The sequence below is a fragment of the Microbacterium sp. SYP-A9085 genome, assembly GCF_009649635.1.
GTDB lineage: Bacteria > Actinomycetota > Actinomycetes > Actinomycetales > Microbacteriaceae > Microbacterium.
In genome coordinates this window covers 658,531-684,858 of the sequence record NZ_WJII01000001.1, presented here as the reverse complement: position 1 = coordinate 684,858, position 26,328 = coordinate 658,531, and the positions used below count along the sequence as shown (strand labels likewise).

Sequence of the window (26,328 nt, the reverse complement as noted above, 5' to 3'; positions counted from 1 at the left end):
GCACGCGTCACGGGGGTATAGCTCAGGCGGTTAGAGCGCTTCACTGATAATGAAGAGGTCCCAGGTTCAAGTCCTGGTACCCCCACCGACTCTTGCATGGGGCCTTAGCTCAGTTGGTAGAGCACCTGCTTTGCAAGCAGGGGGTCACCGGTTCGAACCCGGTAGGCTCCACCCCCCTTGCACTGCTGCAGCGCCGCGCTCACAGCGTCTGGCCGGCCAGGAAGTGCCAGCCCAGCCACCACCAGACGACGATCACCGCGATCCGGGTGGCGTCCTCGGACATCAGCCGGTCGAACATCGCGGTGACAGACGCCTCGGCGTGCCGCCGGCCGATGACCCAGCCGGCGACGGCGAGGGCGGCGGCGCAGGTGAGGAACGCCCCGGCGCTGATGACGATCATCGCTTCCCCCCTCTGCGCAGCAGCCACACGCCACCGGTGACCCACAGTGCGATGAACACGACCCGCCCGGGGACACCGTCCACGACCGGGTTGAGCAGGTCGCTCAGCGAAAACCACGCCGCGTCGGGTTCGACCAGCCCCAGGATGAACTGGATCAGCTCCCACACGCATCCGGCGACCACGATCACCGCCCACGTCAGAGCCAGACGCAGGATGCCGCGGCTCAGCGCCGTCGGAGCATCGGGCCGCGCGATCGTCGCCGTCGACCACGCGAGCACGACCCCCAGCACGCCCAGCGCGGCGACGGCCACCTGCATAGCGAGGCCGTGACGCGGCAGGAAGCACAGCCCCGCGGCCCCCACCCCGGCCGCACCCGCCAGCCACGGCAGTGCGATGTGCCGGACGACGGGGCGACGCAGCAGGCCGATCGCGACGAGGACGGCGCCCGCAGCCGCGACGACGAACGCGCCCGCGTCGAACCACTGCATCCGGACGACCTGCACGACGCCGATCGCCACGAGCACGAAGATCCAGCACACGACCGGCGCGGACAGGCGTCGCACCGGTGCCGCCGCGTCGCGCGCACGCTCGCCCGTGCGACGACGATCCTCGCGGCGATCCATGACGACCCCCTGCCCTGCACTCTAGTCACGCCCGTCGACACGCGGACAGGGGCTGTCCGCACACCGTCCTAGGGTGGGGGCATGGACCTGCGTGTCGCGGCGTACGCGGTCATCATCGACGGTGATGACCGCCTCCTGCTGTCCCACTGGGTCGAAGGACGTCGCCCCGCCTGGACGATGCCCGGCGGCGGACTCGAGGACGGCGAGGACCCGGTGGATGCTGCGCGGCGCGAGGTGCGCGAAGAGACCGGGTATCGGGTCGAGATCGGCGACCTTCTCGGCATCCACTCACGCGTCATCCCGCCCGGCCGTCGGGTCACCGGCGCCGCCGTCCCGCTGCACACCCTGCGGATCGTCTACCGTGCACGCATCATCGGCGGCCGGCTCCGCAACGAGGTCGACGGCTCGACCGACCGGGCCGAGTGGTTCGGCCTGAGCAGTGTGCGCCGGCTGCAGCGGGTCAGGCTCGTCGACATCGCCCTGCGGATGGCGGGCGCTTCATACTGACCCCGCGCGTCACTCCGGCAGGGGCTGGGAGATGTCCGCCACCGTCGCGTCGTACGCGGCGATCAGGTCATCCGCGTCCACGAAGAGGCTGTAGCCGTGCGCTCCCGCCCCCATCGCGACGCGACGACCTGCGATCCTCCCATCGGCATACACCGGCCAGGCGTGGGAACTGCCGATGGGCACTATGGTGCCGCGCTCATAGCCGGTCGCCTCGAACGCCACCGCCGGGTCGGGCAGTCGGAGCCGGTTCACGCCGACGACGGCACGGAGCTTCGGCCACGAGATGGCGCGATCCCCCGGGATCAGCGCGAACAGGAACGTATCATCGCTGCGCTTGACGACCAGCGACTTCAGGATGTCGGGCGGAGTGAGCCCCAGCAGCGCCGCCGCTTCGGGCAGGCTCCGGGCGGCCGGGCGCTCGCGCAGTTCGATCTTCAGACCGCGCGCCGATGCCGCGGCCCGCACGCGGGCCGTCTCGGGCGCGTTCACGCCTCGGGCGTGCGCATCGGGTCGTCCGCGACCCACAGTTCGTCGTCCGCGCGCAGCGTCTGCCACGCCGCGTAGAGCACACCGGCGGCCGCGGCGACGCCGAAGAGGATCGCTATCACGCCGCCGGCGCCCATCCCCTTCTTCGCCCGGCCCCGGCTGAGGACCTGAACATCCGACAGTCCCCGTCCGGTCGCGATCTTCGAGCGCGTGTCGTTCGCGGCATCCCACACCGACATCGCGGAGCCGACCACGGCACCCGCCGCGGGCACGACCCGTTCGCTGAGGACGTGCTGCGCGGTCTTCATGCCCTTCGCGACGTACGGGGCGGCATACTTCTCGTACCCGGCCTGCACCGTCGGGGCTATGTGCTCGCGGTTGTAGTTGCCCAGCTGCCGACCGGCCTCGCGGGCGACCGTGGCGGCCTCACCCACGAGCACCTGCTGCGACGACCACAGCCGGTTCGCCTGCTCCTGGAGCTTACGGAGTTCCTTCTTGCGCTTTCGGCTGAGGCTCACGGGATGCCCTCCCTATCGATGGGTCGTGTGCCTCTTCATCTTGCCAGACGCGTTCCGAGACGGAAGGGATGTACAGAACATCGGGAGATTCCTCTGAAAGAATGGGCGCATGCCCCATGCCACCGCTGTCGCCACGCTGCACACCAACCACGGCGACATCGTCGTCAACCTGTTCGGCGACCACGCGCCGCGCACCGTCGCGAACTTCACCGGCCTCGCCGACGGCAGCGGCGAGTGGACCGACCCGAAGACCGGCCAGCCCGGATCCGGTCCGCTCTACAAGGACGTCGTCTTCCACCGCATCATCCCCGGCTTCATGATCCAGGGCGGCGACCCGCTCGGCCAGGGCATCGGCGGCCCCGGCTACACGTTCAACGACGAGATCCACCCGGAGCTCACGTTCGGCTCGCCGTACATCCTCGCGATGGCCAACGCCGGCCTGCGCCGCAACGCCATCACCGGTGCCGCGGAAGGCACGAACGGCTCGCAGTTCTTCATCACGACCGACCCGACGCCGTGGCTGCAGGGCAAGCACACGATCTTCGGCGAGGTGGCGGATGACGCGTCCCGCGCCGTCGTCGACGCGATCAGCGCCGTGCCCACCGGTGCGCAGGACCGCCCGGTCGAGCCCGTCGTCATCTCGTCGATCGACATCGTCGCGGCCTGAGCGGCCGCCGTGCTGATCGCATGACCACGGCCGACTTCGCCCGCAATCGCGACAACTTCTGCTACCGGCATCCCGACCGGCAGAGCTTCGTGCTGTGCCAGCGGTGCCTGCGCACGATCTGCCCGGAGTGCCAGATCCAGGCGCCCGTCGGTGTGATCTGCCCCGAGTGCCTGCGCGATCAGCAGAAGGGCGCGTCGACCGCGCAGCGCAAGGCCGAACGGCGCTGGGGCCGCCGGACCACCACGATCGCCGCTCCCCTGGACCGGCGTCCCCTCATCACGTACGGGATCATCGCGGTCACGGTGCTGGTGTATCTGGCGCAGTTGGTGCCGGGCTCCCCCGTGCAGCAGCTGCTCGCCTACAACAGCGGATTCGTCATCCCGCAGCTGGGCAGCTTCCAGCCCTGGCGGCTGCTCACGGTGCTGCTCGTGCACTCCTCCTGGCTGCACATCGGCCTGAACATGCTCGCGCTGTGGATGATCGGCCGGATCCTGGAGCCGCTCGTGGGCCGCGTCCGGTTCCTCGTGATGTATCTGATCTCCGGGCTCGCCGGTTCGGTCGCCGTCGCCCTGCTCGCCCCGCTCACCTGGGTGGTCGGGGCCTCCGGCGCCATCTTCGGCCTGTTCGGCGCGCTGCTCGTGATCGGCCGGCACATCGGGGCGAATGTGGCGAGCATCGCCATCATCATCGCCATAAACTTCGCGTTCCCGTTCGTCGTCGGCATCCTGTCCGGATCCCTTGCGGCCGTGCAGATCTCCTGGCAGGCGCATCTGGGCGGGCTCATCGCCGGCGCCGCAGTCGGGTTCATCTATGCGCGCACCCGGACGGTGCGTCAGCGCGGCTGGCAGATCGGACTGCTCATCGGCCTCACCGTACTGCTGCTGGCGCTCCTGGCGATCCCCGCGACGCTGTACGTCTGAACGGCCGTCTCGAAAGTTATCCACAGGTTCATCCCCAGCTGGGGATGAATCACACCGGTGTAATTCGCGTCAGCGCCAGCGCGTGGTCATCAAGAACCCGACGAACGCGATCCCGAAGCCGATGGCCAGGTTCCAGGCACCGATGCCGGGGACCGGGAACAGCGAACCGCTCAGGTAGAACACGAGCACCCAGATGAGGCCGGCGATCATCAGTCCGACCATGATCGGCTTGAACCAGACGGGGTTGGGCGCCGCCGTGCGATCGGTGCGCTCGACGAGATCGTCCTCATCCTTGCCAGATCGTGCCATACCTCCAGTCTATCGGCCACCGTGGCGCAGACCGAACTCCCGGCGGGCGACACGTGTCGCCCCGATAGACTTCAGCGGTGGCCGATCTGTCCGGAAGCGCGCCGACGCGGAGGTCGCGCCGCGAAGGCGCACACGCCCGGGGACGCCGCACGACTTCCGTTTTCGGAGTGCTCGGTGAGGTGCTGATCACAGCCGGCGTGATCACCCTGCTGTTCGTGGCGTGGCAGCTGTGGATCGGCGACTGGATCGGCGCGGCCCAGAAGAACGCCGCCGGGCAGAGCATCACCGCGCAGTGGGAGGACGACTTCGTGCAGTCCCGCACGGCGTCCCCCGCGCCCGCCCCCACCGACGAGCCCGCGCCCGCGGCAGCCGCGAAACCGGTGATAGCGCCGCAGCCGAAGGATGCCCAGGTGTTCGGGGTCATGCGCATCCCGCGCTTCGGCGCGGACTACCAGGTGCCGATGGCGGGCGGCGTCTCGCGCGCACGGACGCTGGATCCGATCGGCATCGGCCACTACCCCGGCACGCCCATGCCCGGTGCCGTCGGCAATGTCGCCGTGGCCGCCCACCGCACGACGTTCGGCAAGCCGTTCCACCGGATCGCCGACCTGCAGGCGGGCGACGCCATCGTCATCGAGACGAAGGCGGGCTGGTACACGTACCGGTTCCGCAACCTCGAGTACGTCACGCCGCACGCCGTCGACGTGCTGCAGCCGGTGCCGCAGACCAGCATCCGGGCGAACGGGAAGTACCTCACGATGACCAGCTGCAGCCCGATGTACTTCAAGAGCGAGCGCATCGTCGCCTACAGCGTGTTCGAGTCCTTCACGCCGCGGGCCGACGGAGCGCCGGCGTCGCTCGCGGAGGTGAGCTGATGTACGCGGCCCTCTGGCGCATCCTTCCCGGACCCTGGTGGGTGCGCGTACTGATCCTGCTCGCTGCCGCGGCCGTCGTGCTGTACGCGCTGTTCTTCTACGTCTTCCCGTGGGTGAGCCTCCTGATCGATCCGCAGGATGTCACGGTGCGATGACCGAGATCCTGGTGATCGACAACCACGACAGCTTCGTGCACATCCTCGTCGACTATCTCGTCGAGCTCGGGGCGCACGTGCACCTCGTGGAGGCGGACGAGATCGACCGCGGCGCCGCGGCCGACGCCATCGCCGGCTACCACGGCGTCCTGATCTCCCCGGGACCGGGAACCCCGGAGCAGGCGGGGGCGTCCATCCCCGTGGTGCGCGCCGCGCACGAGTCCGGGATGCCGCTGCTCGGTGTGTGCCTGGGGCACCAGGCCATCGCCGTCGCGTTCGGGGGCGCGGTCGGCGAAGCCCCCGAGCTCATGCACGGCATGGTCTCGCCGGTCGAGCACGACGGATCGCTGCTGTTCGCCGGCCTCCCCACGCCGTTCGCCGCCGGCCGCTACCACTCGCTGGCCGTGACCCGGATGCCCGCCGAGCTCGTCACCACGGCGCAGACGCCCTCGGGGGTGGTGATGGGCCTCGCCCATCGCTCCGCGCCGATCTGGGGCGTGCAGTTCCACCCGGAGAGCGTGCTCACCGAGGGCGGGCACCGCATGCTTGCCGCGTGGCTGGCCCGCACCGGGATGCCGGACGCGCCGGCGCGGGCGATCGGGATGTCGGTCCGGCGCTAACCGTCAGCCTTCCGGGCTGGGACTGGGTGCCGCCGAGCACGACACGAGCGTCACGGCGGAGTGGATCGGCACCTCGCCGGGACCGGCGGATTGCGACAGCACCGTGTTCGGGTGCTCGCCCTCCCCGCACGGGCCGTTGTCCTGCACCGTCACCTGCAGCTTGAGCGCCTTCAGCGCCGCCTGCGCCTGGTCCAGCGCATAGTTCCGGGTCAGGTCGATGACGGTCACCGTGCCGGTGGCCACCACGAGGTCGACCACCGACGCGCGCGGCACGGAGTCCCCCTCCTTCGGACTGGACTCGAGCACCGTGTCGGCGGCGGCATCCGGATCTTCTTGGGGGCGCACCTGTCCGAGGGTCAGCCCCGCGTCCTCGATGGCCTTCTCGGCCTGCGCGCGGGAGAGGCCGACGAGCGTCGGCACGGCCGTGGCCTCGGGACCCTTCGACACGTGCACCGTGACCTCGGATTCCCGCGCGACCGAGACGCCCGATGCCGGGTCGGTCCGCACGACGTGGCCCTCGGGCACCGTGTCGCTGGCTTCGTCGACGCGATGCGAGTTCAGGTCCTCCGCCGCGAGCTTGCCGTTCGCGGCCTCCCATGTCAGCCCGACGACATCCGGCACTATCCGCGACCCCGTGGGGACGACACTGCCCGGCCGCATCGTCAGCACCCAGATCAGCACGGAGATCAGGAGCACCGCGAGCACGGCGACGCCCGCCCAGATCCACGCGGCGGGCGGCCCCGCCTGCGTCCGCTTCATCGTGGTATCGGTGCTCAGCTGGCGCAGTGACCGGGCGGTCTGGGCCGCCTGCCGCGGATCCGGCCCGTACAGTGCATGGGCGAGCGTGTCGACCTCGCGCTGCGACGGCGCCGCGCCGGTGACGGCAGCATCCAGCGACTCCCGGAAGGCCCCGGCATCCGGGTACCGCTGGAAGGGGTCCTTCGCGAGAGCGCGCAGGACGACGGCATCCATCGCCCGCGGCACCGTCTCGGCCAGCTCGGACGGCGGGGTCGGCGCCTCGCTCACATGCTGGTACGCGACGGCCACCGGGGTGTCGCCGCGGAACGGCTGGCGCCCGGTGAGCAGTTCGTACAGGACCACGCCCGTGGAGTACAGGTCGGTGCGCGCGTCGACGACGTCGCCCTTGGCCTGCTCCGGGGAGAAGTACGCGGCGGTACCGAGGATCGTCGTGGTCTCGGCCACTGTCGACGAGGAGTCGGAGACCGCCCGCGCGATGCCGAAGTCCATCACCTTGACCTGGCCGGACGGGGTGATCATGACGTTGCCGGGCTTGATGTCGCGGTGCACGACGCCGGCGCGGTGCGAGTACTCGAGTGCCTCGAGGATGCCGTCGACGTAGCGGACCGTGTCATCCAGCGGCACGGGGCCGGCGGCGATGATGTCCTTCAGCAGCCGTCCGCGGACCAGCTCCATCACGATGAACGGCACGTGCCGGGCACGGCCGGTCTCGTCGGTCTCGGTGTCCTCGCCGGCGTCGTAGACGCGCACGATGGCGGTGCTCGACATCCGCGACGCCGCCTGCGCCTCCAGGCGGAACCGGGTGCGGAAAGTGCTGTCGGCCGCGAGCTCGCTGTTGAGGATCTTGATGGCTACGGGGCGGCCCAGGGTGAGGTCGTAACCGCGGAACACGGCCGCCATTCCGCCGTGCCCGATGGGCTCGTCGACGCGGTAGCGTCCGGACAGCACGCGCGGCTCGGGTGACACTTCTCTCCCTGCGATGGACCAGCTGACAGCCTAACCGACCGGCGCCGGCCGGCCTGGGTCAGGGCTGGGTGGTGGCGGTCGGCTCCGGCCCGCCGCCGTCGCTGGGCGGGGTGGACGGCTGCTGCTCCGGCGCGGCCGCGATGTCGAAGGACTGCGTCGTCGACGGCGGCGATGTGCGAGTACCCGTGTTGCTGCGACAGGTCGCGGTGTAGCCGATCTGGAGCTGGTCGCCCTCCGAGCCGGTCACCGTCAGCTGCAGATCGCCGGGGTTCGGTCCGGTCGTGATCGTCGAGCTGTTGCCGGAGTCGCTGCCGTTGATGAACCGTCCCTTCGTGGCCGTCACCGTGTACGAATCCAGGTTTCCGGTACCGCTCGGGCACGTGTACGCAGGCAGCTGCACGCGCACGGGTCCGCCGGCCACGGGGGCGCCGCCGTCACCGGTGCCGGTCACCGACGCGGGCCCGGGCTGCTTCGTGAGCTCGGTGGGCTCCGTCGAGCAGGTGAGCGTGATCGTGTCGCCCGGCGTCGCGTTGCCGTCGTTGGACACCGCCTGCACCTGGTTCGCCTCGTCCTTCGACGCGGCGGGCGACCCGGGCTTCGTCTTCGACTCGAGCCGGTTCTGCGTCAGCACGTCCTGCGCGTCCGCGCACGGCATCCCGACCAGGCCCAGGGCGCCCACGTTCACGGGCGCGTCCGTCGGCGTGGCGGCCGTGGACGGCGGGGTCGACGGCGGAGTCGACGACCGGGACGCGTCCGGCGTGGTATTGCCGAAGATGGCCCACAGCGTGCCGCCGAGCACTATCAGCAGCAGCACTATCAGCGCGATCAGCGGCCACGTCCACGGGCTGCGCTTGCGCTTGCCCGACTCGCCGTGTTCGACGGCGGCCATGGCCCCGGCGCCGCCGGCGACCGCGGCCGACGGCATCAGCATCGTGGCCGCCTTGGTGTCGTCGGCGGCGGTGAGCAGGCGGGTCGTGGCATCCACCCCGGGGGCGATCGCGGGGACCGCCGCTATCGCGGCCGCCATGTCGCCGCGGCGCAGCGCCGTCGCGGCGCGCGCGACGATGGCGGTGGAGGCGGGCCGGTCCTCGGGCTTCTTCGCGATCATCGACATCACGAGGTTCTGCACCGGCTGGCCGATGGTGCCCGGCAGCGGCGGCGGCTGCTCGTTGATCTGCGCCATCGCTATCGCCACCTGCGACTCGCCCGTGAACGGGCGCTTCCCTGCCAGGCACTCGTACGCGACGATGCCGAGCGAGTAGATGTCGGTGGCGGGGGACGCCGGGTGCCCGGACGCCTGCTCGGGCGACAGGTACTGCACCGTGCCCATCACCTGCCCCGTCGCCGTCAGCGGCACCTGGTCCGCGATCCGGGCGATCCCGAAGTCGGTGATCTTGACGCGGCCGTCCGGCGTGATCAGGAGGTTGCCGGGCTTGATGTCGCGGTGCACGAGGCCGGCCGCGTGCGCGGCCTGCAGCGCGGCGGCCGTCTGCGCGACGATGTCGAGCGTCTTGTCGGTCGACAGCGTGGTGTCGCGCTCGAGGATCGTGGACAGCGCCTCGCCGGGCACGAGCTCCATCACCAGGAACGCGGAGCCGTTCTCCTCGCCGTAGTCGAAGACGCTCGCGATGCCCTCGTGGTTGACCAGGGCCGCGTGCCGCGCCTCGGCGCGGAAGCGCTCGAGGAAGCCCGGGTCGCCCATGTATTCGTCTTTGAGGATCTTGATCGCGACGGTGCGGCCGATGACGTGGTCGGTGGCCTCCCAGACCTCGCCCATCCCGCCGATCGCGATCCGCGAGTCGAGCTCGTAGCGGCCGCCGAAGGTCACGCCCTGCGTCGGTCTCATTTACCCAACACCGCCTCCATGACCTTCCTCGCGATGGGCGCCGCTATTGTGTTGCCGCTGCCGGACTGTCCGACGCCCCCGCCATTCTCTATGACGACCGCCACTGCTACCTGGGGGTCTTCTGCGGGCGCGAACCCGGTGAACCACAGTGAGAACGGGGCGTGGTCGCCGTTCTGCGCTGTTCCGGTCTTGCCGCCCACGTCGACCCCGTCAATTCTTGCATTCGTCGCGACGCCCCTGCTGACATTGGCGACCATCATCTGGATGAGCTCCCGGTTCAGATCTTCATCGAGCACGCGGCCGTACTCCTCGCTGTCGAACCGCTGCTGCACCGACAGATCGGGTGCCACGACCTGGTCGACCATGCGGGGCTTCATCAGGACGCCGCCGTTCGCTATCCCCGCCGAGACCATCGCCATCTGCAGCGGCGTCGCAGTGACCTTGCCCTGGCCGAACCCGGTCAAGGCCGTCTGCGCGTCATCCAGCACCCGCGGGTAGGACGAGGGGGTGGATGCCAGGGGCAGCTCGAACGTGGAGTTGAACCCGTACTTCTCGGCCTCTTCCCGGATCGCCTGTGCGCCGACCTTGACCGCCAGCTGCGCCATCGGGATGTTGCAGCTGAGCCGCAGCGCGTCGGCGATCGACACCTCCTTGCCGGGACCGCATGTGCCGCCGGTGTCGTTGCTGATCGGCGTGGACGTGCCGGGGAGCGTGTACCGGGCGGGGTTGGGCAGAGTGGAGGCGGGGGTGAAGCGGCCCGACGCCAGTGCCGCCGAGACCACCACGAGCTTGAACGTGGATCCCGGAGGGTTGAGATTCCCGGCGATGGCGCGGTTGTACAGCGGGTTGGTGGGGGTGTTCAGCAGCTTGTCATAGTCGGCGTTGACGGCGTTCGGGTCGTGGGAGGCGAGCTTGTTCGTGTCGAAGCTGGGGGTCGTCACCATCGCCAGGATCCGGCCGGTCTTCGGCTCGATCGCGATGACGGCGCCCTGGAGCTTGCCCAGGGCGTCGTACGCGGCCTTCTGCACCTTCGCGTCCAGCGACAGCACGACGTTCGAGCCGCGCGCGGGCTGGCCGGTGACGAGCCGCTCGATACGGGACAGGAACTGCGAGCTGCCGGTGCCGGACAGCTGCTGGTTGAGCGCCTGCTCGATGCCGGTCGAGGATTGCAGCACCGGGTTGATGTACCCGGTCACCGGCGCCCACATCTGCGGGTCGACGTACTGGCGCTGCCAGCTGTACAGGTCTTTCGACGGCACCGAGCTGGCTATCGCCGACCCGCTCGCGATGATCGACCCGCGCTGCACGTCGAACGAGTCGTACAGGGCGCGCTTGTTCGCGGGGTTCTGGGCCAGGGTGTCGGCCTGCACAACCTGGATGACGCTGGTCGAGCAGAACAGTGCCAGGAACATCGCCAGCAGGATGAGCGACAGGCGCCGCAATTCCTTCGTCATCGCGTCGCCCCTCTCGTCTTCGCGGGCATGGTCGGTGGTGTCGCCATCAGCCGATCACCACCCGAGGACGGGAGCGCACGGCGTCCGAGATCCGCAGCAGGATCGCCACGATCAGCCAGTTCGCCACGAGCGAGGATCCGCCGGCCGCCAGGAACGGGGTGGTCAGGCCGGTCAGGGGGATGAGCCGAGTGACGCCGCCGACCATGATGAACACCTGCAGCGCGATGGTGAAGGAGACGCCGACGGCCAGGAGCTTGCCGAAGTCATCCTGTCCGTTCAGGCCCACGCGCAGACCGCGGCTGGTGAACACCATGTACAGGACGAGGATCGCGAAAAGGCCGATCAGGCCGATCTCCTCCCCCAGGCTCGGGAAGATGTAGTCGCTCTGCGACAGCGGCGTCAGGTACGGGCGACCCTGGCCGAGGCCGGTGCCGATCAGGCCGCCCTGCGCCATCCCGAAGATGCCGTTGACCAGCTGGAAGCTGCTGCCGTCCATCAGGGCCGGGTTGAACGCATCGAGCCAGTTCGTGAAGCGGCCCTGGACATACGGCAAGACCCGGGATGCCAGGAACGCGCCGCCCACGGCGAGCACGACACCCATCAGCACCCAGCTCGTCTTGCCGGTGGCGATGTACAGCATCGCCACGAACATGCCGAAGATGAGAAGGCCGGTGCCAAGGTCGCGCTGCATCACGATGATGCCGAGCGAGACCAGCCAGACCACCAGCAGCGGGCCGAGCTCGCGGGCGCGCGGCCACGTGAACCCGAGGAACCGGGTGCCGACCGAGGTCAGCGCGTCGCGCGTGCGCACGAGGTAGCCGGCGAAGAAGATGGCCAGGCAGATCTTGGCGAGCTCGCCGGGCTGGAACGAGAAGAAGCCCAGCGAGACCCACACGTCGGCGTTCGCGTCCGTGCCCAGTCCCGGCACAATCGGCAGGAGCAGCAGGAGGATGCCGACGAACCCGAAGATGTACGTGTAGCGGAAGAGCACCCGGTAGTTGCGCAGCAGGACCACCAGCAGCATCGCGCCCACGAGCGCAATACCGGCCCACGCCAGCTGCCGGATGGAGAACGCCGCCCAGCCGTGCAGGTGCTTGGCCACGTCGATGCGGTAGATCTCGGCCAGGCCGAGGCCGGTCAGCACCGTCCCGATCGGGACCACGAACGGGTCGGCGTCTCGGGCCACGATCCGCAGTGTGATGTGCAGCGCGAGCGCGAGCGCCGTGAGCACGCCGAGGTAGTAGAGGAACTTCGGGTCGATCTCGCCCGCCGCCCCCAGCTGCACGAGCATCACGGCGGCGCCGTTGATGGCGAACGCGAAGATGAGGAGGGCCAGCTCCCGGTTGCGCTGTGTCTGCGGCACGCGGATCTTGCGCAGCGCCCGCAGCACGGCGGTGTCGGCGTCGCCGGGCGGCGGGGCGGGGGGCCCCGGGCGGACGGCGGCGGTGCCGCCGGGGGGTGTGCGCATCATCCACCTCCCACGTTCTGACGCAGCTGGTCGACGATGTGCTCGGCGTCGGCGAGCGAGTCCGCAGAGATGGTGCCGCGCACGACCTGGCGTTCGAACTCGGGCAGCACGCCGAGCGGCAGACCGGTGTCCTCGTACGGGGTGGACAGCGAGATCGGGCCGATGTTCTGCTGGACGCCGCGGAAGATCACGACGCTGTCCTCGTCTGCGCCGACGAAGAAGCGCGTCTGCGTCCACTGGTAGGCGCCGAACAGGGCGGCCGCGATCAGCGCGAGCACGAGGATCAGGCCGGCGATCCACCCCAGGCGCCGGCGCCGGGCGCGTCGGCGGTCCTCCTCGATCAGCTCTTCGAGGAACTCCTCGGCGGCGGGTTCGAAGTGGGTGGGCTCGTTGGCCGCCTGCCGGCTCAGATGCAGCCACGACACGCGGCCAGGGCGGGCGGCGGGCACCTCGATCCCCTTCGGCGTCGCGGCGGCGCCGACGATCGTGGGGGTGCCGGAGACGACGGGATGCTGCCCGCCGACATCCACAATCACTATCGTCACGTTGTCGGGGGCGCCCCCGTCCAGCGCCTGCTTGAGCAGCATGTCGGCGGTGCGGCCCGGCGCCAGGCCCAGCGCGAGCAGCTTCGCCGTGTGCGCGTCGTCCACGACGCCGGACAAGCCGTCCGAGCACAGCAGCCACCGGTCGCCGGGCTGGGTCGGCATGATGAACGTATCGACCTCGGGGTCGGCGTCCATGTCGCCGAGCACCCGCATCAGCACGGACCGGCGCGGGTGGAAGCGCGCCTCCTCCGGCGTGATGCGGCCGGAGTCCACGAGGCGCTGCACGAACGTGTGGTCGGTCGTGATCTGGGTGAAAGCGTCGTCGCGGTACAGGTAGATGCGCGAGTCGCCGATGTGCGCGATGACTGCGTATTCGTCGACCATGATGATCGCGCACACGGTGGTGCCCATGCCGGCCAGCTCCGGCTGGAGCTTCACGGTGTCGATGAGGTCGCCGGCCGCGGCGGTGATCGCCCGCTGCAGTGTGCGCTCGGCATCCGCCGGCGTCTCGTAGGCGTGGTCGAGCCCTTCCAGGCGCGCTATGGCGATGCTGGATGCGACATCCCCGCCGGCGTGCCCGCCCATCCCGTCGGCGACGATGAAGAGGTTCGAGCCCGAGTAACCGGAGTCCTGGTTGTTCGACCGCACCTTGCCGGTGTGTGACAGCGCGGCACTCGAGCCCTGGAAGACCATCGCGGCGGACGCCTACTTCCTCAACTCGAACGTCGTCGCGCCCACGCGGATGGGTGCGCCGACGGTCACCGGCACGGGAGCGCTGACGCGCTGGTCGTCGTGCCAGGTGCCGTTCGTCGAGTCGAGGTCCTGGATCATCCACGTGTCGCCCCACAAGACCAGGCGGGCGTGGTGGCTGGAGGTGTAGTCGTCGCGGATGACGAGCCCGGATTCGCTGGACCGGCCGATCGTCAGCGGCTCGGTGCCCAAGGGCAGCTCGAGTCCTGCCTTCGGCCCGGTGGTGATCACTATCCGCGAGACCGTCTGCGTGGTGGCGGCGCCGGCGGGGGCCTTGACCGAATGCACCGGCATGGTCGCGTCGGAGGGGCCGGCGACCGGGGCGGGGGATGCCGCGGCCGGGGCGGGCTCGGGCATCCGGCGCACCTTCACCCCGAACAGGTCGGCGCGCAGCGAGTAGACGACGGCGAACACGAAGAACCACATCAGGACCAGGAACCCGATGCGCAGGAGCAGGAGCGTGAGCTCGCTCACAGCGATCCGCCTCCCCGGTCGAACAGCCGGGTCGCGGCATCCGCGGCCGACGTCTTCGGGGCGGGGGGCGCCGCCTGCGGCACCACTCGGAAGACGATCTCGGTGCGTCCGATGGAGACCGTCGAGTCCGGCGGGAGCGGGGCCTGGTCGATGCGCTGGCCGTCCAGCTTCGTGCCGTTCGTGGAGCCGAGGTCGCGCACCATCGCGCGCTCGCCGTCCCAGAGGATCTCGACGTGCTTGCGACTCGTGCCGGAGTCGGCGACCGTGATGTCGGCGTCGCCGCCGCGGCCGATGACGGTGCGGCCCTTTGCCAGTGGATGCCGGGTGCCGGCGATGTCGACGACGCCGCGCCACGATACCGTGCCCTCCGCGGTGGTCGAGTCCACGCGCAGAGTGCCGGTGGACAGGCCGTCGTCGCGTCGCAGCGTGACGGCGACGGGGCCGGCGAAGGAGTAGTGCTGGGATGCCGCGTGCGTGCGCACAATCTCGGTGAGCTCGCCCACCAGCGCCGGCCCGATCGCCGCCATCTTCTCGTCGTCGGCGGGTGCGAGGTGCACCGTGAGGGTGTTCGGCACCAGGATGCGGTCCCGGGAGACCACCGCAGCCTTCTTATCGAGTTCGCTGCGCAGGGCGGCGGCGATCTCGACGGGCTGGATGCCGCTGCGGAAGGTGCGCGCGAAGGCGCCGTTCACGGCGCGTTCGAGCCCCTTCTCGAAGCTGTCAAGTAGTCCCACACAACTCCTCAGGCAGGCTGATTGTGGCTACATGCTAGTTGCCCCGGCTGAGGACGCGGTGGATTCGGCGTCCGCGGCCCTGGGTCTCGGGCCGGTGGTCGCAGAAACGGCGGCATCCGGGCGGCGGATGTCACACCTTCCGGACACGGTGGGGGGCGAGTCTCACACCGTGCGGGATGCGTTCCGGCGACCCCGCATCATGTGGGACAGGACCCGGAGTGCGGTGCGAACCGTGCTATCCTCGACAAGTTGAGTTCGGGGCGACCCGTCTCGCGCGAGTGGCGGAATAGGCAGACGCGCTGGCTTCAGGTGCCAGTGCCCGAAAGGGCGTGGGGGTTCAACTCCCCCCTCGCGCACGATGTGAAAATGGGTCCCGACGGGGCCCTTTTCATTTTCTTCGGGCACCGCCAGCGCCTGGATGGCGGCGCACACCGCGCGCGGGGCGGTCTGCTGGACGACGTGGTGGCGGCGCGGGATCTCCACGAGTGCTCCCTGGCGTGCGCTGTTGCGGAGCAGGCGACACCAGGGCCGCCCCGCGATCGGGTCGTGCGAGCCGCGGATCACGAGCAGCGGCATCACGAGCAGCGGCACGCGCTCCTCCAGTCGGTACGACACCATATGGCGCGCCTGGGTGAGATACCACGACGGTCCGCACCGGACGTAGTCGGCGAAGACGAGGCCGTTGGCCGTCCAGGACTCGAGCAGGGTCTCCACCGCGAGTGCGCGGAACTGGGCGGGAAGCGTGCGGTGCGCGGCATCCGTCACCGGGTTCTGCGACGTCGACGTCGTGCGGCGGCGCGGGAACCCCACCGTGGCCCGGAACATCGATCAACCACGCGGGGTCCCGCCGTTCCAGGGCGTGGTGCAGCCGGGACAGGTATCGGTGCGACGCCCGATCCTGTGCACGAGCACGACCGGAGGCCGGGTTCCGCCGGGCCACGGCTCGTCGACCACGCGGAAAGAGTGGCCCCCGACATCCGTCCGCCGCCAGGTACGATTCATCGGCCCGGGTCTCGCCGAGGACATCGCCGACGCCTGCACCGACGGAGCGTTCGCTGGGCCGGAGTCCGATGCGGGTCAGTACTTGTCCGACATCAGGAGGCGGGCGACCGCGACCGCGACGGCCTCTTCGCGCGTGGAGACCTCAAGCTTTCGATAGATGCTCTTGACGTGTGTCTTCACCGTGTTATGCGACACCCCGAGTCCGCCCGCAACCATCGTCAGAGACTTGTCGGACGCGAGCTCCTTCAGCACCACGCGTTCGCGGTCGGTCAGTGGTGCGCTGGCCAATGACTCGTGCAGCACCGATTCGACTGCATCGATCTCGTAGGGCGTTTCGCTGCGGAGGATGTCGTGTACGGGGTGCACATCCGCCGGCGGGAGGAGCGCGAGGGGCATCCGAAGCCCGCGATCGTGGAGAAGGGCACCGAGATTCTGAGCCTCGTGACGCGCGGCACGGATGCTTCCGATGCGCAGCATGGCAGCCGTCCGGATCGCCGTGGCCTCGGCCTTCACTCGCGACGTTGCGGTGGAGCCGTCGCCCCGGCCGAGAATCTGCAGCGCGTCCCGTGGACGGTTTTCGGCCAGGGCGACACGTGCGCGGTCGACGCGGGTGGCATGGCGGTCTTCGGGCGTGTGCCCATCGAGAAACGACTTCGAGGCTTCCATGCGACCCTGGGCGAGAGCCAGCAGAGACCGTACGCGACGCAGCGGCCGGATCGCATCGTCGCGGACTCCCTCGCCGCCGTGCAGTTGCACGAGCGATTCCAGCCTCGACTCCCCCATGGCCGCTTGCCCCTGGCACAAAGACACCAGGGCCTCGACCGCAGCCATTGCCGGCCAATGCTCGCTGGTCGCACGTTGTTGCTCGAACGCGGCAATGTGGTGGACGGCACCGGCGGTATCGGACTCTTCGAGGGCGAGCAGGGACTCCGCTAACCGGTAGAACATCCCGTGGGTGCCGTTCAGGCGGGTGCGGTCCCAGCGTCCGGAGCGGATCAGGTCCACGCAGTGGCGCGCTTCGGGGAGGTCACCATTGAGGGCGTGTATCCCACTGAGCATGGAGAGGTTGTCGATGGCGTTCTCATGTCGGACGCCGAGAATCGCGGTGCCGTAGGTCAAGCAGTCAATGGCGCGACGCGGCTTCCCGCCGTAGTACAGCGACGTGCCGAGTTGCGCGGATATGAGCGGCACCTGAGCGGCGTTGGACTCCTTCTCGATGTCAAACGATCGCAGCAGCAACTGGAGCGCCTGTTCGGCGAGGGCGGCCGCGCGGTCGTGCACCTGCAGGACGCGCAGCGCACTGCTCTCGAAGACGAGGCGGATGAGCCGCTCGAACCCGGTCGACGCTGCCGACTGCGACTTGGCAGCCATCAGCGCGACGCGCAGGGTCTGGAGTCCGTGCGCCCGACGCGTCTGGGAAGCGGTGTACGACATGCCGAGAAGGATCATGACGAGAGGTTCGTCGCGCAACCGTGACAGGGGAACCGGGTCGAGGATCTTTCGTACTGTCGGCGCATGATCGAGGAGTCTGTGCCATGACGACGTGACCACTTCTCGGGCTAGGCCCAGGTCGTCGCCATCGACGGCCAGGCGCAGTGCCTCGACGGGATCGCCGTTGCGAAGCAGCCAGGCGGACCCTGCCTTGCGCATGCGGTGCACATCCTGCGGATACCGGTTCATGAGTTCGCGACGCAGAAGCACGAGCGCGAAAGGTGTGAATCGGAAACGCGGCCCGTGCGGATCCTCCGTCCACGACCCGAACCCGTAGATTTCGGCACCCTTGAGCGCATCGGCCGCGTGCGGATCCCCGCTGAGTTCGCACGCGAGTTCAGCATCGACGGCACTCATGAAGCTGATCTTGACGAGGGTATTCAAGACGCCTCTGTCATGGCCGAAGCGGACAAGGCGGAACCGCACGTAGTCTTCGACGGCCGCGGCCGCCACGGCCGCGATGGACTCTTCGTCCTGGGGCAGCCCACGCTTGGCAAGCGCATGGATCGCCGCGGGAAACCCGTTCGTCGCTGCGAGGACCTCCTGCGCGGTGCGTGGATTGGTGCGCAGGAGGCGGCGGACCTCGGCCCGATCGAACAACAGCTGCGTGGGACCGATGATCTTGCGGTCCAGCAGAAGGGCGACTCCGTCGCCGTCGAGGACCGTCCGCTGATTCGTCGCGACGATGACATGCAATGTGGGTTCGGTCGCGACGACCGCGCAGAGGTCGAGGAGCGCCCCTGGCTTCAGCACGGCGGCATCATCGACGACGACCGTTGTAGGCCTGCTCGAATCCGCGAGGCAGGCACTCACCTCGGACCAGCTCGCGGGTTCCACACCGTTGCCGTCGTGATCCCGGCGGCAGTGGTTGAGGATCGCTCCCGCCAGTGCGCGACTATCGGAGCGGTTCGGGTCCGCGGTGATCCAGACGACCCGATCGTCCGTGTGCAGCGCCCACTCGCGGAGGACGACCGTCTTTCCCATTCCGCACGCTGCCCGCACGACCGTGAGCGGCACGCGCTCGTCGAGCAGCGCGAGCACCCGGCGACGTGAAATGACCCCGGCGGGCACCCGCGGCAGCGACATGTCAGCCGGCTCGATCCCCATGAACGATGAACTCCCCAAACCCATCCCGGCGCCCATCCCCGCATCAGGCACCTTCTCGGGAACGTACCATGCACCATCGCGCGCGCGCGGGACCCTCCACTGGCGGCGGGTCTCGCCACTCGAACGGGTGAGGCGCGGGGTGACGTGTCGATGAGGAATGTCTCAGAAGCCGGCTCGAATAGGTAGGGTGGGCGCGCCCAGAGGACCCGCATCCTGGGCGGTCAAGGTGCCCCACAACCTGGCTCGTTCCGCTCCCTACCCGAGAGAGTGTCGCCCACCATGGCATTGCCTTTCACCGCCACGCACACATCGTCCGGCACGCGACGTCGTCGTCTTGCGCAGCTCGCGTCGGGCGGCGCGGTGTGCGCTGTCGTCCTCGCCGCTCAGCCGATCGCCGCGTTCGCCGCGCCGCCGACCGTCTCCACTCCGGACGCTCCGGTCGCGTATGTGGAGCAGGCGGCTCCGGTTCGGGTCGGCGAGCACGTGACGTTCACCGGCGGTACCCAGTACGGCGGCGGATACATTGATTTCGGCGTCGCCGGCGGCACCGCCCACGAGACCCTCTCGCTGGTCACTGCGACGGAGCCTGATACGGAGGCTGGCGCGGTGACGATCGTGGGTGACACCGTCTATCTCGGCGACGGGTCGGCCGCCGACATCATCGGCAGTGTCGACAGCACGCGCTCAGGGGGCAATGGTGCCCTGCGGATCAACTTCGTCAGCCCGTTCACGAACCCCAGCTTCGAAGAAGGAGCGACGATCACGGGTTGGACGATGCTTCAGGGCCGGATCGACCTCGGCGTCACCAATATCGCCGGATACATCGCCCAGGACCAGAGCACGTACGCCGGCCTCGCCGGAAACGGGCAGTACGCGGCACCGGCGGACGACGACACACCACCGCAGAGCGGCGCCACGTACACGATCAAGCTGAACAAGACGACCGCGAGCGACGGCGCTGCGAGCCTCGAGCTGACCTCGGCGATGACCACGGCCGAGGGTTGTGATGTCGTGCACGGGCCCGCCGTGTACAGCGATCCGTTCGACGCCTCGCACAACGACAAGATCTACTTCGATTGGCGGGCGTTCCAGTCCGGCGACAACTTCCATGTCTACGGGTACATCCTGAACACCGCCACCGGTACGCAGACGCCGGTGCTGGACGCCACCGGCGGCAACGAGGTCAACGCCTTCGTAACAAAGGAGACGACGATCCCTGCGAACGGGTCATATCGCTTCGTGTTCGTGGGCGGCACACAGGACTTCACCTGTGGCAAGAAGGCCGGAGCCACGCTGCTCATCGATAACGTGAGGGTCTACGGCACGAAGGTGAACGATGCTGTCGTCGCGCACATCGCGGGCAAGCTGCAGTACGCGAATGCGTCGGATGACCCGGCCACGTCCCGCACCATCACGGTGACCGTGGCGGACTCCGACGGCGCGGTGTCTGCGGCCAGCAGCATCCCCGTCTCGATCACGCCGGTTGACGACGCCCCCGTCCTCGCGTCCGTCGCCCCGATCACCCTCACGAACACCGAGGGTGCACAGACGTACGTCACGACGACCGGCACGCTCGATGCGAGCGACCCCGACAGCCCGATCACCACCAGCATCGTCGGAGGCACTGCGGCGACGACCACGATCGGCGGGATCACATACACCCGGGAAAAGAGGGGTACGTACGGCACCCTGTATCTCGACACGGTGACCGGGCGTTACGCGTTCGTGCCGAAGGACGATGCGGTCGATGCACGGCAAACCGCCGATCACGAGACGTTCGAGTTCGAGGTCTCTGCACCCGATCTCTCACCCGCGGACGGCCCTGCGAAGACGGCGCGCCGGACGCTGACGGTGACGCTCGAGGTGCCTGCGACGGTACCCGGGCAGACCGCGAACGCCGTCGCACAGGCGGGAACGCTCAGCGCCGAACTGTCGTGGACCGCGCCGTCCTGGACGGCGGGCGCGGCGATCACCGGCTATGCGATCGAGAGGTCGACGGACAACGGCGTGAGCTGGACGGCTGTCACCGCTGACACTGGAACCGCCGACACCACCCGCGCGATCGCCGGGCTCGACGCCGGCGACGCCGTGATCTTTCGTGTCGCTGCCATCACGGGGAACGGTCAAGGCGCGTGGAGCGCTGCCACCACGCCGGTGACGCCGTACACCGTGCCGGCTGCCCCTGCCACGGTGGCGGTCGCGGCCGGTGACCGCCGAGCAACGCTGACGTGGTCGGCACCGGCCTCGGATGGTGGCTCGCCGCTGACCGGTTACGTCCTCGAGCAGTCGGGGGACGGCGGGAAGACCTGGACAGCAACGGCGGACGTCGACCCCACCCATACGGACTACGTCGCCACCGGTCTGACCAACGGCGCAACCGTGCACTTCCGGGTCTCCGCCCGTAACGCGGCGGGCACGGGTCCCGCTGCCACGCCGCAGACGATCACACCGCGCACGGTTGCGGATGCCCCCGCGCCGCTGACGGTGACCCCGGGTGACGGCAGGGTGGAACTGAACTGGCCGACGCCCGCCGATGACGGCGGTGCGCCCGTGACCGGCTACCGAATCGAGATCTCGACTGACGGTGGAATGTCCTGGTCGACCGTCGTCGCTGACACCGGGTCGACCGACACCCGACATGTCGCGACAGGACTCGTCAACGGCACGCCTGTGACGTTCCGCGTCGGTGCGCTCAACGCCGCCGGCGTGAGCGCTGCGGCCGCCGCCACCGCCACACCGCGCGGCCCCGCCACCGCCGTCACCGTCACGAGCGTGAAGGTCGCGAACCGTACGCTGGTGGCCGAGTTCGGTGCACCGGCGGACGACGGCGGTTCGCCGATCAGCGGCTATCAGTATTCGCTCGACGAAGGAGCGACCTGGATCGACACGAAGACGACCACGAGTCCGCTCGTGATTGAGGGCCTCGTGAACGGCACGCCGTACCGGCTCCAGTTGCGTGCCGTCACCGACGCCGGCCCGGGGGAGCCCAGCAGCACCTCCCGTGCCACGCCGGTGCTGGCTCCGGTCACCGGCCCCGAAGGGGACCGACCGAGCGTGTCGCCCGGTCGCTCGGCGTCGACGCTGAGCGGCTTCTCCGAACCGGTGACGACGACGTCCACGCTCCGGGGCGACTGGATCGTCAGCGGTGGCGGCTTCACATTGCGGTTCCAGAGTCGCGACGCGAACGGCACGACGCTGGCGCTGTCGAACGGAGCGCTCGTCGCCCCGGTGGGTGGGTCGCTGCGCATCCAGGGCAGTGGGTACGCGCCCCACAGCGCACTCGATCTGTGGCTGTTGGGCCCGGGCGTCCTGCTCGGACAGACGACGGCATCGGCGGATGGGACGTTCGAACTGACGCTCACGCTGCCCGACGGCATCCCGCTCGGAGTCGACAGCGTGCAGGTGAACGGCCTCGACCCCGACGGGCACGTGCGCAGCACAGTCGCCGGAATCACGGTGACAGCGGCGGTCGGCCCTGCGTCAGGCCTGGCCGAGTCGGGCGGAACGCTGGTCGCGGCCGGCGCCGGGTCCCTCGCGGCGCTCCTGCTGCTGACCGCCGGAGCATGGGTGCTCGCCGTCTCGCGCCGGCGCACGCGAGTCCTCTCGTCGGGCGACTGATCGCCGAAGGGCGCACCGCGAGCAGGGTGCACGCGATCAGGCAGCCGGCTCGGGGTGGGTTCCGGCGAGCATGCCGCCGGGATGCCGCACACCGGACGTCGTCGAGAGCTCGTGTCGCACGAGCCACGCGCTGGGGTAGCCACCGTCGGGAAGCCTCTCCAGGCGATGGAGGTCGTGCCACGGCAGATCGGCACGGATGCCCTCGCGGAGCAGGTCGTCCTTCGTCGCCGGATACTCCATCTCGGCGAGGAAACGGGTCAAGGTGGCAGTGGCGTGCATGGTCATCCTTCCGACGAGGGGGACGGTGCGGGCGGCCGGCCGCCGTTCGGGACAGCCGGCCGCCGCGCGATCAACGCCCGCTCACGCGTTGATGGCGTGGGCGGTCTGGGCGGTTCCCACGGCGATCTTCCGGGGCTTGGCCCGTTCGCTGACCGGGATGATCACGGAGAGCACCCCGTTGTCGTACGAGGCGCTGATCCGGTCGGGGTCGACGCCGTCGCCCAGCGTGAACTGCCGGAGGAACGACTGGCCGCCCCGCTCGCGAGCGAGCCACTTCACCCCCTCGCGCGTGTCCGCTGTCCGCTGAGCCCGGATGGACAGCTGGCCACCGTCGACGTCCACGTCGATCGACCCCGGGTCGATGCCGGGCAGGTCGGCGTGGAGCACATACTGGTCGCCCTCGCGGAAAAGGTCCACCGGCATCAGCCGAGGGCCGCGAACGGAGTCCAGCACGGACGCAGCGAAGCGGTCGAAATCAGTGAAAACATCGGAGGTCATCGTCATGTCCTTTCCTTTCGTCCTCGAGTGAACAACCGGCAGGGATTCACCGCGCGCGCGGCCGGCGGGCCGGAGGCGAGCGCACCCGCGCACGCGGCACACCGCGGTTGCCTGTGAACCGGCGACGGGGCCGATCGCGCACGAGCAGATCTGCCACGAAGGCCGGCGGCGGGGTGGGGCACGCGGCGGTGCGCTGGGGGAACGACCGGCGGATGATGGCGAAGAACACCTCATCGACGATGTCCTGGTCAAGACTCTGCAGGTCGTCGGGGCCCGTCGCGCCGCGCACCGCTATCTCGGCTTCGGCGATCATCATCTGAATCACCTCCTTCGGCATTCCCACGCGTCTGTGGAGAGCCGGTCACCTGCGGCGGAGATAATCTGTGTTGGTTGCTGTAGATTTGTTGTACCTGATTCGCCACCCGCGATGCAACATCTCTAAGGGAACTTGCAGGATGACAATGCGCGACTCGTCGACCCCGCTCTACGGCATCGCCGTCGTGGCGGGGCTGGTCGACCTTCCGGAGGCGACGCTGCGCCTGCTCGAGACGAAGGGACTGCTCAGTCCGTTCCGTACCGACGGCGGGACGCGCCGCTACAGCGAGGACGATCTCACCCGGCTCCGTCGCATCGCAGACCTCCGCGAGGACGGCGTCAACGTCGAGGGCATCCGGCGGATCCTGGACCTCCAGGATGAGAATCAGGAGCTGCGCGACGCCGGGCGTGAATGAGCAGCCGCATTGGCCGTGACGCCGCTCAGCGGCGGACGGGGTCGCCGTCCCCGAGCAGGCCGAGCTCGTCACGACGAGGGCTCCCCTGCCAGTCGCCGGCCACGAGGCACGCCAACGCACCGGCGTTGACGGCCGTCGTCAAGCACGTCTCCACGGATTCACCGCGCAGCCGCTCGGCGAGGAACCCCCCGACGAACGCGTCGCCGGCGCCCACCGTGTCCACCGGCGTCACCGGGACCGCGGCTCGCCGGTACTCGATGCCGCCCACGACCGCGACGGCGCCGTGCGCCCCGAGCTTGATGACGGCGTCGCGCGCACCGGCTCCGATCAGCCCGTGCGCGAGGCCCAGAGGACCGGATTCCGCTCCCACCGCGATCGCCGCCTCGTCATCGCCGGCGAACACGATGTCCGCGAACGGCAGCAGGTGCGCGTACTCCGCCGCCGCCTGCTCGCGCGACCAGAGTTTGCTGCGGTAGTTCAGATCCAGGGACACCGGCACCCCGGCGTCGGCGGCCGCGCCCACGGCATCCCGGATCGTCTGCCGCATCGTGTCCGACAGCGCGGGCGAGATGCCCGTCACGTGCAGCAGCGCTGCCCCGCGCACCAGGTCGAGGTCGACGTCGTCCGTGCGCAGCCGGGACCCCGCGTTCCCGCGGCGGTAGTAGTGGACCCGGGTGCTCGCGGGGGTGCGATGCTCTTTGACCATCAGGGATGTCGGGGCCTGCGCATCCCGGACGGCATACACACGCACGCCCTCCGCCCGCAGTTCCCGGACGACGAGGTCGCCGAATGGGTCGTCGCCGACCTTGCCGATCCAGGCGACATCGGTGCCGAGCCGCGCCAGTGCGATAGCGACGTTGCTCTCGGCGCCGCCGATAGTGAGGTCCAGAGACCGTGCGTGCTGCAGCGGACCGCTGGCGGTGGCGCCGAGCATCGCCAGCGTCTCGCCGATCGTGACGACGAGCCCGCCGCTCACCGCGCCGCCTCCGCGAGGGCGACGGCCGTCCGCGCGCGGCCGGCCAGCGCCGGCAGCGAACCGCCGCTGAGCGCATCCCCGACGAGCGGGCCGCCCAGGCTCACGGCGAGCGCGCCCGCACCCAGCCAGTCGCCGACGTCGTCGAGGCCCACGCCGCCGGAGGGCACGAACTCGATGTCCGGGAACGGGCCGCGCAGATGGGACCCGAATCTCGCGCCCACGGTCTGCGCCGGGAACACTTTGACCGCTGTCGCGCCCGCCTCCCACGCCGTGAACAGCTCCGTCGGGGTCAGACCGCCGACGAGCACGGCGACCCGCGCCGCCGCGGCGGCCTCGATCACGTCGGTGCGGACGACGGGCGTGACAAGGTACGCGGCGCCGGCGCCAATGGCCCGACGGGCCTGATCCCCCGTCGTGACCGTGCCTACGCCGATCTCGGCGGCATCCCCCACGCGCGCGCACAGTGCCGGCAGGTGCTCAATGGTGCCGGGCGTGGTCAGCGTCAGCTCGATCGACCGGATGCCGTTCTCGACGAGGACGTCCACGACGGCGTCGTATCGGTCGGCTGCGCTCGCCCGCAGCACCGCTATCACGGGAACCCGGCGCAGCGCCGCCGACGGTGCCGTGCGCGTCGGATGTTCGGTCACGTCATTCCTCTTCCTCCCGCGGCATCCGCGGGCCGGCCGTTACACGGGGGTCTCGTCCGTGTCCCCGCCTTCCCAGATCGAGCTCATCTCGAGGAAGGTCCGCTGCATGATGCGCAGCATCGCGGACTGGGCGTGCTCCGCGTTGCCGCGCTGGATGGCGCTGGCCACGTCGACGTGGGACTGCAGCGCCTCCACGTGCGGATGCGTGGGCATCAGGCCGTATTGGGTGCGGCCGGTGAGCACCTCCTGCACGAGCGTGTGCAGCTTTGCGAACATCTCGTTGCCGGAGGTCGTGAGCACCAGACGGTGGAATTCGATGTCGACTTCGAGGAACCGTTCGCGGTCGCCCTCCTGTCCCGCGGCCCAGAGCTTGCCCGCGAGGCCCATCAGCTCGCTGGCGCCCGCCAGCGGCGCGCGGATGGCGGCAAGCCGCGCCGCCTCCGGCTCGATCGCGCTGCGCAGCTCCGTGAGCGATCGCAGCTGCGCGATCCGGCCCGGGGATGCCAGGCGCCAGCGGATCAGCTGCGGGTCGTAGAGGTTCCACTCGGACTGGGGAAGCACCTGCACCCCCACACGGCGCCGCGACGACACCATGCCCATGGCCGCCAGCACCCGCAGCGCCTCCCGGACGACGGACCGGGAGACGTCGTAGCGCTGCTCCAGCTCGTCGATGCGGACCACGGACCCGGCCGGCAGTCCGCCGTTGCACAGCGCGAGGCCCAGCTCGTCCAGGACGCGGGCGTGCAGACCGCTCCGATGGAGCGGGACATCGTCCTCGTCCGACATCGCCTCATTGACATCGCTGACCATGAATAGATCATACCGATGTCATCACGAGGTTGTAAAAGGATGATCTTTCTTGGTAAGTTGCCGGAATTGAGGTGATGTAGCCGTGCGCGACTG

The 26,328-nt window shown here is 69.6% G+C and carries 27 protein-coding genes and 3 tRNA genes; 11 read left to right on the top strand and 19 right to left on the bottom strand.

Annotated features, from left to right (window positions below):
- The first annotated feature begins 11 nt into the window (after positions 1 to 11).
- A tRNA-Ile gene (locus GH740_RS03250) sits at positions 12 to 85 on the top strand.
- Between the two features lie 13 nt (positions 86 to 98).
- A tRNA-Ala gene (locus GH740_RS03245) sits at positions 99 to 171 on the top strand.
- 28 nt (positions 172 to 199) lie between these two features.
- Here the strand turns inward: GH740_RS03245 and GH740_RS03240 are convergent.
- Both GH740_RS03240 and GH740_RS03235 read right to left on the bottom strand, forming a co-directional pair.
- Positions 200 to 400 carry a DUF6186 family protein gene (locus tag GH740_RS03240; protein WP_153744603.1) on the bottom strand — a complete coding sequence of 67 codons (201 nt, stop codon included), beginning with the start codon at positions 398 to 400 and terminating at the stop codon, positions 200 to 202.
- Complete coding sequence (locus tag GH740_RS03235) at positions 397 to 1,023, bottom strand: hypothetical protein (RefSeq protein ID WP_153744602.1); 627 nt, start codon at positions 1,021 to 1,023, stop codon at positions 397 to 399. The genes GH740_RS03240 and GH740_RS03235 overlap by 4 nt, the downstream gene beginning before the upstream one ends.
- Positions 1,024 to 1,104: 81 nt before the next feature.
- Here GH740_RS03235 and GH740_RS03230 point away from each other — a divergent pair, with 81 nt between their 5' ends.
- On the top strand, positions 1,105 to 1,530 hold the full coding sequence (locus GH740_RS03230; protein ID WP_153744601.1) for an NUDIX hydrolase: 426 nt from the start codon (positions 1,105 to 1,107) through the stop codon (positions 1,528 to 1,530).
- 9 nt (positions 1,531 to 1,539) lie between these two features.
- On the opposite strand, the gene GH740_RS03225 is transcribed toward GH740_RS03230, so the two are convergent.
- Both GH740_RS03225 and GH740_RS03220 read right to left on the bottom strand, forming a co-directional pair.
- Positions 1,540 to 2,019 (bottom strand): aminoacyl-tRNA deacylase, encoded by a 480-nt coding sequence (locus tag GH740_RS03225; RefSeq protein ID WP_367640485.1) that lies wholly within the window; start codon positions 2,017 to 2,019, stop codon positions 1,540 to 1,542.
- The gene (locus GH740_RS03220) at positions 2,016 to 2,534 is read right to left on the bottom strand and encodes a DNA helicase (protein WP_367640483.1); all 519 of its coding nucleotides are present in this window, start codon (positions 2,532 to 2,534) and stop codon (positions 2,016 to 2,018) included. The genes GH740_RS03225 and GH740_RS03220 overlap by 4 nt, the downstream gene beginning before the upstream one ends.
- 109 nt (positions 2,535 to 2,643) lie before the next feature.
- Between GH740_RS03220 and GH740_RS03215 the strand changes: the two genes are divergently transcribed.
- On the top strand, positions 2,644 to 3,201 hold the full coding sequence (locus GH740_RS03215) for a peptidylprolyl isomerase (protein WP_153744600.1): 558 nt from the start codon (positions 2,644 to 2,646) through the stop codon (positions 3,199 to 3,201).
- A 20-nt stretch (positions 3,202 to 3,221) separates the two neighbouring features.
- Positions 3,222 to 4,121: a rhomboid family intramembrane serine protease gene (locus GH740_RS03210; protein WP_153744599.1), complete on the top strand. Its 900-nt coding sequence runs from the start codon at positions 3,222 to 3,224 to the stop codon at positions 4,119 to 4,121.
- Positions 4,122 to 4,190: 69 nt separating this feature from the next.
- On the opposite strand, the gene GH740_RS03205 is transcribed toward GH740_RS03210, so the two are convergent.
- Entirely contained in the window at positions 4,191 to 4,430 is a 240-nt protein-coding gene (locus tag GH740_RS03205) for a cell division protein CrgA (RefSeq protein ID WP_153744598.1), read from the bottom strand.
- Positions 4,431 to 4,507: 77 nt separating this feature from the next.
- On the opposite strand from GH740_RS03205, the gene GH740_RS03200 reads away from it, so the two are divergent.
- Genes GH740_RS03200 through GH740_RS03195 form a run of 3 tightly spaced genes read left to right on the top strand, consistent with a single transcriptional unit; the run spans position 4,508 to position 6,080 of the window.
- A complete protein-coding gene (locus GH740_RS03200) occupies positions 4,508 to 5,305 on the top strand; it encodes a class E sortase (RefSeq protein ID WP_367640480.1) in 798 nt (265 codons plus the stop codon).
- Positions 5,305 to 5,460 (top strand): hypothetical protein, encoded by a 156-nt coding sequence (locus GH740_RS13850; RefSeq protein WP_172978267.1) that lies wholly within the window; start codon positions 5,305 to 5,307, stop codon positions 5,458 to 5,460. The genes GH740_RS03200 and GH740_RS13850 overlap by 1 nt, the downstream gene beginning before the upstream one ends.
- Positions 5,457 to 6,080, top strand: a complete 624-nt coding sequence (locus GH740_RS03195; protein ID WP_153744597.1) for an aminodeoxychorismate/anthranilate synthase component II — start codon at positions 5,457 to 5,459, stop codon at positions 6,078 to 6,080. The genes GH740_RS13850 and GH740_RS03195 overlap by 4 nt, the downstream gene beginning before the upstream one ends.
- 3 nt (positions 6,081 to 6,083) lie before the next feature.
- Here GH740_RS03195 and pknB read toward each other — a convergent pair whose 3' ends face one another.
- Genes pknB through GH740_RS03160 form a run of 7 tightly spaced genes read right to left on the bottom strand, consistent with a single transcriptional unit; the run spans position 6,084 to position 15,076 of the window.
- Positions 6,084 to 7,805 carry a Stk1 family PASTA domain-containing Ser/Thr kinase gene (gene pknB, locus GH740_RS03190; RefSeq protein WP_367640477.1) on the bottom strand — a complete coding sequence of 574 codons (1,722 nt, stop codon included), beginning with the start codon at positions 7,803 to 7,805 and terminating at the stop codon, positions 6,084 to 6,086.
- 58 nt (positions 7,806 to 7,863) lie between these two features.
- Positions 7,864 to 9,651, bottom strand: coding sequence for a serine/threonine-protein kinase (locus tag GH740_RS03185; protein ID WP_153744596.1), 1,788 nt, complete (start codon positions 9,649 to 9,651; stop codon positions 7,864 to 7,866).
- On the bottom strand, positions 9,648 to 11,105 hold the full coding sequence (locus GH740_RS03180) for a penicillin-binding protein 2 (protein ID WP_153744595.1): 1,458 nt from the start codon (positions 11,103 to 11,105) through the stop codon (positions 9,648 to 9,650). The genes GH740_RS03185 and GH740_RS03180 overlap by 4 nt, the downstream gene beginning before the upstream one ends.
- A gap of 46 nt (positions 11,106 to 11,151) precedes the next feature.
- Positions 11,152 to 12,573 carry an FtsW/RodA/SpoVE family cell cycle protein gene (locus tag GH740_RS03175; RefSeq protein ID WP_153744594.1) on the bottom strand — a complete coding sequence of 474 codons (1,422 nt, stop codon included), beginning with the start codon at positions 12,571 to 12,573 and terminating at the stop codon, positions 11,152 to 11,154.
- Positions 12,573 to 13,811: a PP2C family serine/threonine-protein phosphatase gene (locus GH740_RS03170; protein ID WP_153744593.1), complete on the bottom strand. Its 1,239-nt coding sequence runs from the start codon at positions 13,809 to 13,811 to the stop codon at positions 12,573 to 12,575. The genes GH740_RS03175 and GH740_RS03170 overlap by 1 nt, the downstream gene beginning before the upstream one ends.
- Positions 13,812 to 13,823: 12 nt before the next feature.
- On the bottom strand, positions 13,824 to 14,342 hold the full coding sequence (locus GH740_RS03165) for an FHA domain-containing protein (RefSeq protein ID WP_367640473.1): 519 nt from the start codon (positions 14,340 to 14,342) through the stop codon (positions 13,824 to 13,826).
- Complete coding sequence (locus GH740_RS03160) at positions 14,339 to 15,076, bottom strand: FhaA domain-containing protein (protein WP_367640471.1); 738 nt, start codon at positions 15,074 to 15,076, stop codon at positions 14,339 to 14,341. The genes GH740_RS03165 and GH740_RS03160 overlap by 4 nt, the downstream gene beginning before the upstream one ends.
- A 272-nt stretch (positions 15,077 to 15,348) precedes the next feature.
- Between GH740_RS03160 and GH740_RS03155 the strand changes: the two genes are divergently transcribed.
- Positions 15,349 to 15,432 (top strand) — tRNA-Leu (locus GH740_RS03155).
- 721 nt (positions 15,433 to 16,153) lie between these two features.
- Here the strand turns inward: GH740_RS03155 and GH740_RS03150 are convergent.
- On the bottom strand, positions 16,154 to 18,676 hold the full coding sequence (locus GH740_RS03150) for a LuxR C-terminal-related transcriptional regulator (protein ID WP_172978266.1): 2,523 nt from the start codon (positions 18,674 to 18,676) through the stop codon (positions 16,154 to 16,156).
- Between the two features lie 279 nt (positions 18,677 to 18,955).
- On the opposite strand from GH740_RS03150, the gene GH740_RS03145 reads away from it, so the two are divergent.
- Positions 18,956 to 22,294: a fibronectin type III domain-containing protein gene (locus GH740_RS03145; protein ID WP_153744590.1), complete on the top strand. Its 3,339-nt coding sequence runs from the start codon at positions 18,956 to 18,958 to the stop codon at positions 22,292 to 22,294.
- 36 nt (positions 22,295 to 22,330) lie between these two features.
- Here the strand turns inward: GH740_RS03145 and GH740_RS03140 are convergent, their stop codons facing one another.
- The 3 genes from GH740_RS03140 to GH740_RS03130 form a co-directional block, all read right to left on the bottom strand.
- A complete protein-coding gene (locus GH740_RS03140) occupies positions 22,331 to 22,573 on the bottom strand; it encodes a DUF2795 domain-containing protein (protein ID WP_172978265.1) in 243 nt (80 codons plus the stop codon).
- A gap of 81 nt (positions 22,574 to 22,654) precedes the next feature.
- Complete coding sequence (locus GH740_RS03135) at positions 22,655 to 23,077, bottom strand: Hsp20/alpha crystallin family protein (RefSeq protein WP_153744588.1); 423 nt, start codon at positions 23,075 to 23,077, stop codon at positions 22,655 to 22,657.
- Positions 23,078 to 23,117: 40 nt separating this feature from the next.
- A complete protein-coding gene (locus GH740_RS03130; protein ID WP_153744587.1) occupies positions 23,118 to 23,387 on the bottom strand; it encodes a hypothetical protein in 270 nt (89 codons plus the stop codon).
- Between the two features lie 145 nt (positions 23,388 to 23,532).
- Between GH740_RS03130 and GH740_RS03125 the strand changes: the two genes are divergently transcribed.
- A complete protein-coding gene (locus GH740_RS03125; protein WP_253941164.1) occupies positions 23,533 to 23,802 on the top strand; it encodes a MerR family transcriptional regulator in 270 nt (89 codons plus the stop codon).
- Positions 23,803 to 23,827: 25 nt separating this feature from the next.
- On the opposite strand, the gene GH740_RS03120 is transcribed toward GH740_RS03125, so the two are convergent.
- Genes GH740_RS03120 through GH740_RS03110 form a run of 3 tightly spaced genes read right to left on the bottom strand, consistent with a single transcriptional unit; the run spans position 23,828 to position 26,235 of the window.
- Positions 23,828 to 24,778 carry a sugar kinase gene (locus GH740_RS03120; protein WP_367640467.1) on the bottom strand — a complete coding sequence of 317 codons (951 nt, stop codon included), beginning with the start codon at positions 24,776 to 24,778 and terminating at the stop codon, positions 23,828 to 23,830.
- Positions 24,775 to 25,425, bottom strand: a complete 651-nt coding sequence (locus GH740_RS03115; RefSeq protein ID WP_367640465.1) for a bifunctional 4-hydroxy-2-oxoglutarate aldolase/2-dehydro-3-deoxy-phosphogluconate aldolase — start codon at positions 25,423 to 25,425, stop codon at positions 24,775 to 24,777. Before GH740_RS03115 ends, GH740_RS03120 begins: the two co-directional genes overlap by 4 nt.
- 39 nt (positions 25,426 to 25,464) lie before the next feature.
- Positions 25,465 to 26,235, bottom strand: coding sequence for a FadR/GntR family transcriptional regulator (locus GH740_RS03110; protein ID WP_253941163.1), 771 nt, complete (start codon positions 26,233 to 26,235; stop codon positions 25,465 to 25,467).
- Between the last annotated feature and the right edge of the window lie 93 nt (positions 26,236 to 26,328).

Excerpts from the sequence above, each read along its gene's own strand:
- GH740_RS03125 (WP_253941164.1), top strand. The coding sequence starts at position 23,533 with ATGCGCGACTCGTCGACCCCGCTCTACGGCATCGCCGTCGTGGCGGGG.
- GH740_RS03150 (WP_172978266.1), bottom strand. The coding sequence starts at position 18,676 with ATGGGGATCGAGCCGGCTGACATGTCGCTGCCGCGGGTGCCCGCCGGG.
- GH740_RS03215 (WP_153744600.1), top strand. The coding sequence starts at position 2,644 with ATGCCCCATGCCACCGCTGTCGCCACGCTGCACACCAACCACGGCGAC.
- GH740_RS03195 (WP_153744597.1), top strand. The coding sequence starts at position 5,457 with ATGACCGAGATCCTGGTGATCGACAACCACGACAGCTTCGTGCACATC.
- GH740_RS03140 (WP_172978265.1), bottom strand. The coding sequence starts at position 22,573 with ATGCACGCCACTGCCACCTTGACCCGTTTCCTCGCCGAGATGGAGTAT.
- GH740_RS03205 (WP_153744598.1), bottom strand. The coding sequence starts at position 4,430 with ATGGCACGATCTGGCAAGGATGAGGACGATCTCGTCGAGCGCACCGAT.
- GH740_RS03145 (WP_153744590.1), top strand. The coding sequence starts at position 18,956 with ATGGCATTGCCTTTCACCGCCACGCACACATCGTCCGGCACGCGACGT.
- GH740_RS03230 (WP_153744601.1), top strand. The coding sequence starts at position 1,105 with ATGGACCTGCGTGTCGCGGCGTACGCGGTCATCATCGACGGTGATGAC.
- GH740_RS03170 (WP_153744593.1), bottom strand. The coding sequence starts at position 13,811 with ATGGTCTTCCAGGGCTCGAGTGCCGCGCTGTCACACACCGGCAAGGTG.
- GH740_RS03235 (WP_153744602.1), bottom strand. The coding sequence starts at position 1,023 with ATGGATCGCCGCGAGGATCGTCGTCGCACGGGCGAGCGTGCGCGCGAC.
- GH740_RS03240 (WP_153744603.1), bottom strand. The coding sequence starts at position 400 with ATGATCGTCATCAGCGCCGGGGCGTTCCTCACCTGCGCCGCCGCCCTC.
- GH740_RS03185 (WP_153744596.1), bottom strand. The coding sequence starts at position 9,651 with ATGAGACCGACGCAGGGCGTGACCTTCGGCGGCCGCTACGAGCTCGAC.
- GH740_RS03130 (WP_153744587.1), bottom strand. The coding sequence starts at position 23,387 with ATGATGATCGCCGAAGCCGAGATAGCGGTGCGCGGCGCGACGGGCCCC.
- GH740_RS13850 (WP_172978267.1), top strand. The coding sequence starts at position 5,305 with ATGTACGCGGCCCTCTGGCGCATCCTTCCCGGACCCTGGTGGGTGCGC.
- GH740_RS03175 (WP_153744594.1), bottom strand. The coding sequence starts at position 12,573 with ATGCGCACACCCCCCGGCGGCACCGCCGCCGTCCGCCCGGGGCCCCCC.
- GH740_RS03210 (WP_153744599.1), top strand. The coding sequence starts at position 3,222 with ATGACCACGGCCGACTTCGCCCGCAATCGCGACAACTTCTGCTACCGG.
- GH740_RS03180 (WP_153744595.1), bottom strand. The coding sequence starts at position 11,105 with ATGACGAAGGAATTGCGGCGCCTGTCGCTCATCCTGCTGGCGATGTTC.
- GH740_RS03110 (WP_253941163.1), bottom strand. The coding sequence starts at position 26,235 with ATGGTCAGCGATGTCAATGAGGCGATGTCGGACGAGGACGATGTCCCG.
- GH740_RS03135 (WP_153744588.1), bottom strand. The coding sequence starts at position 23,077 with ATGACGATGACCTCCGATGTTTTCACTGATTTCGACCGCTTCGCTGCG.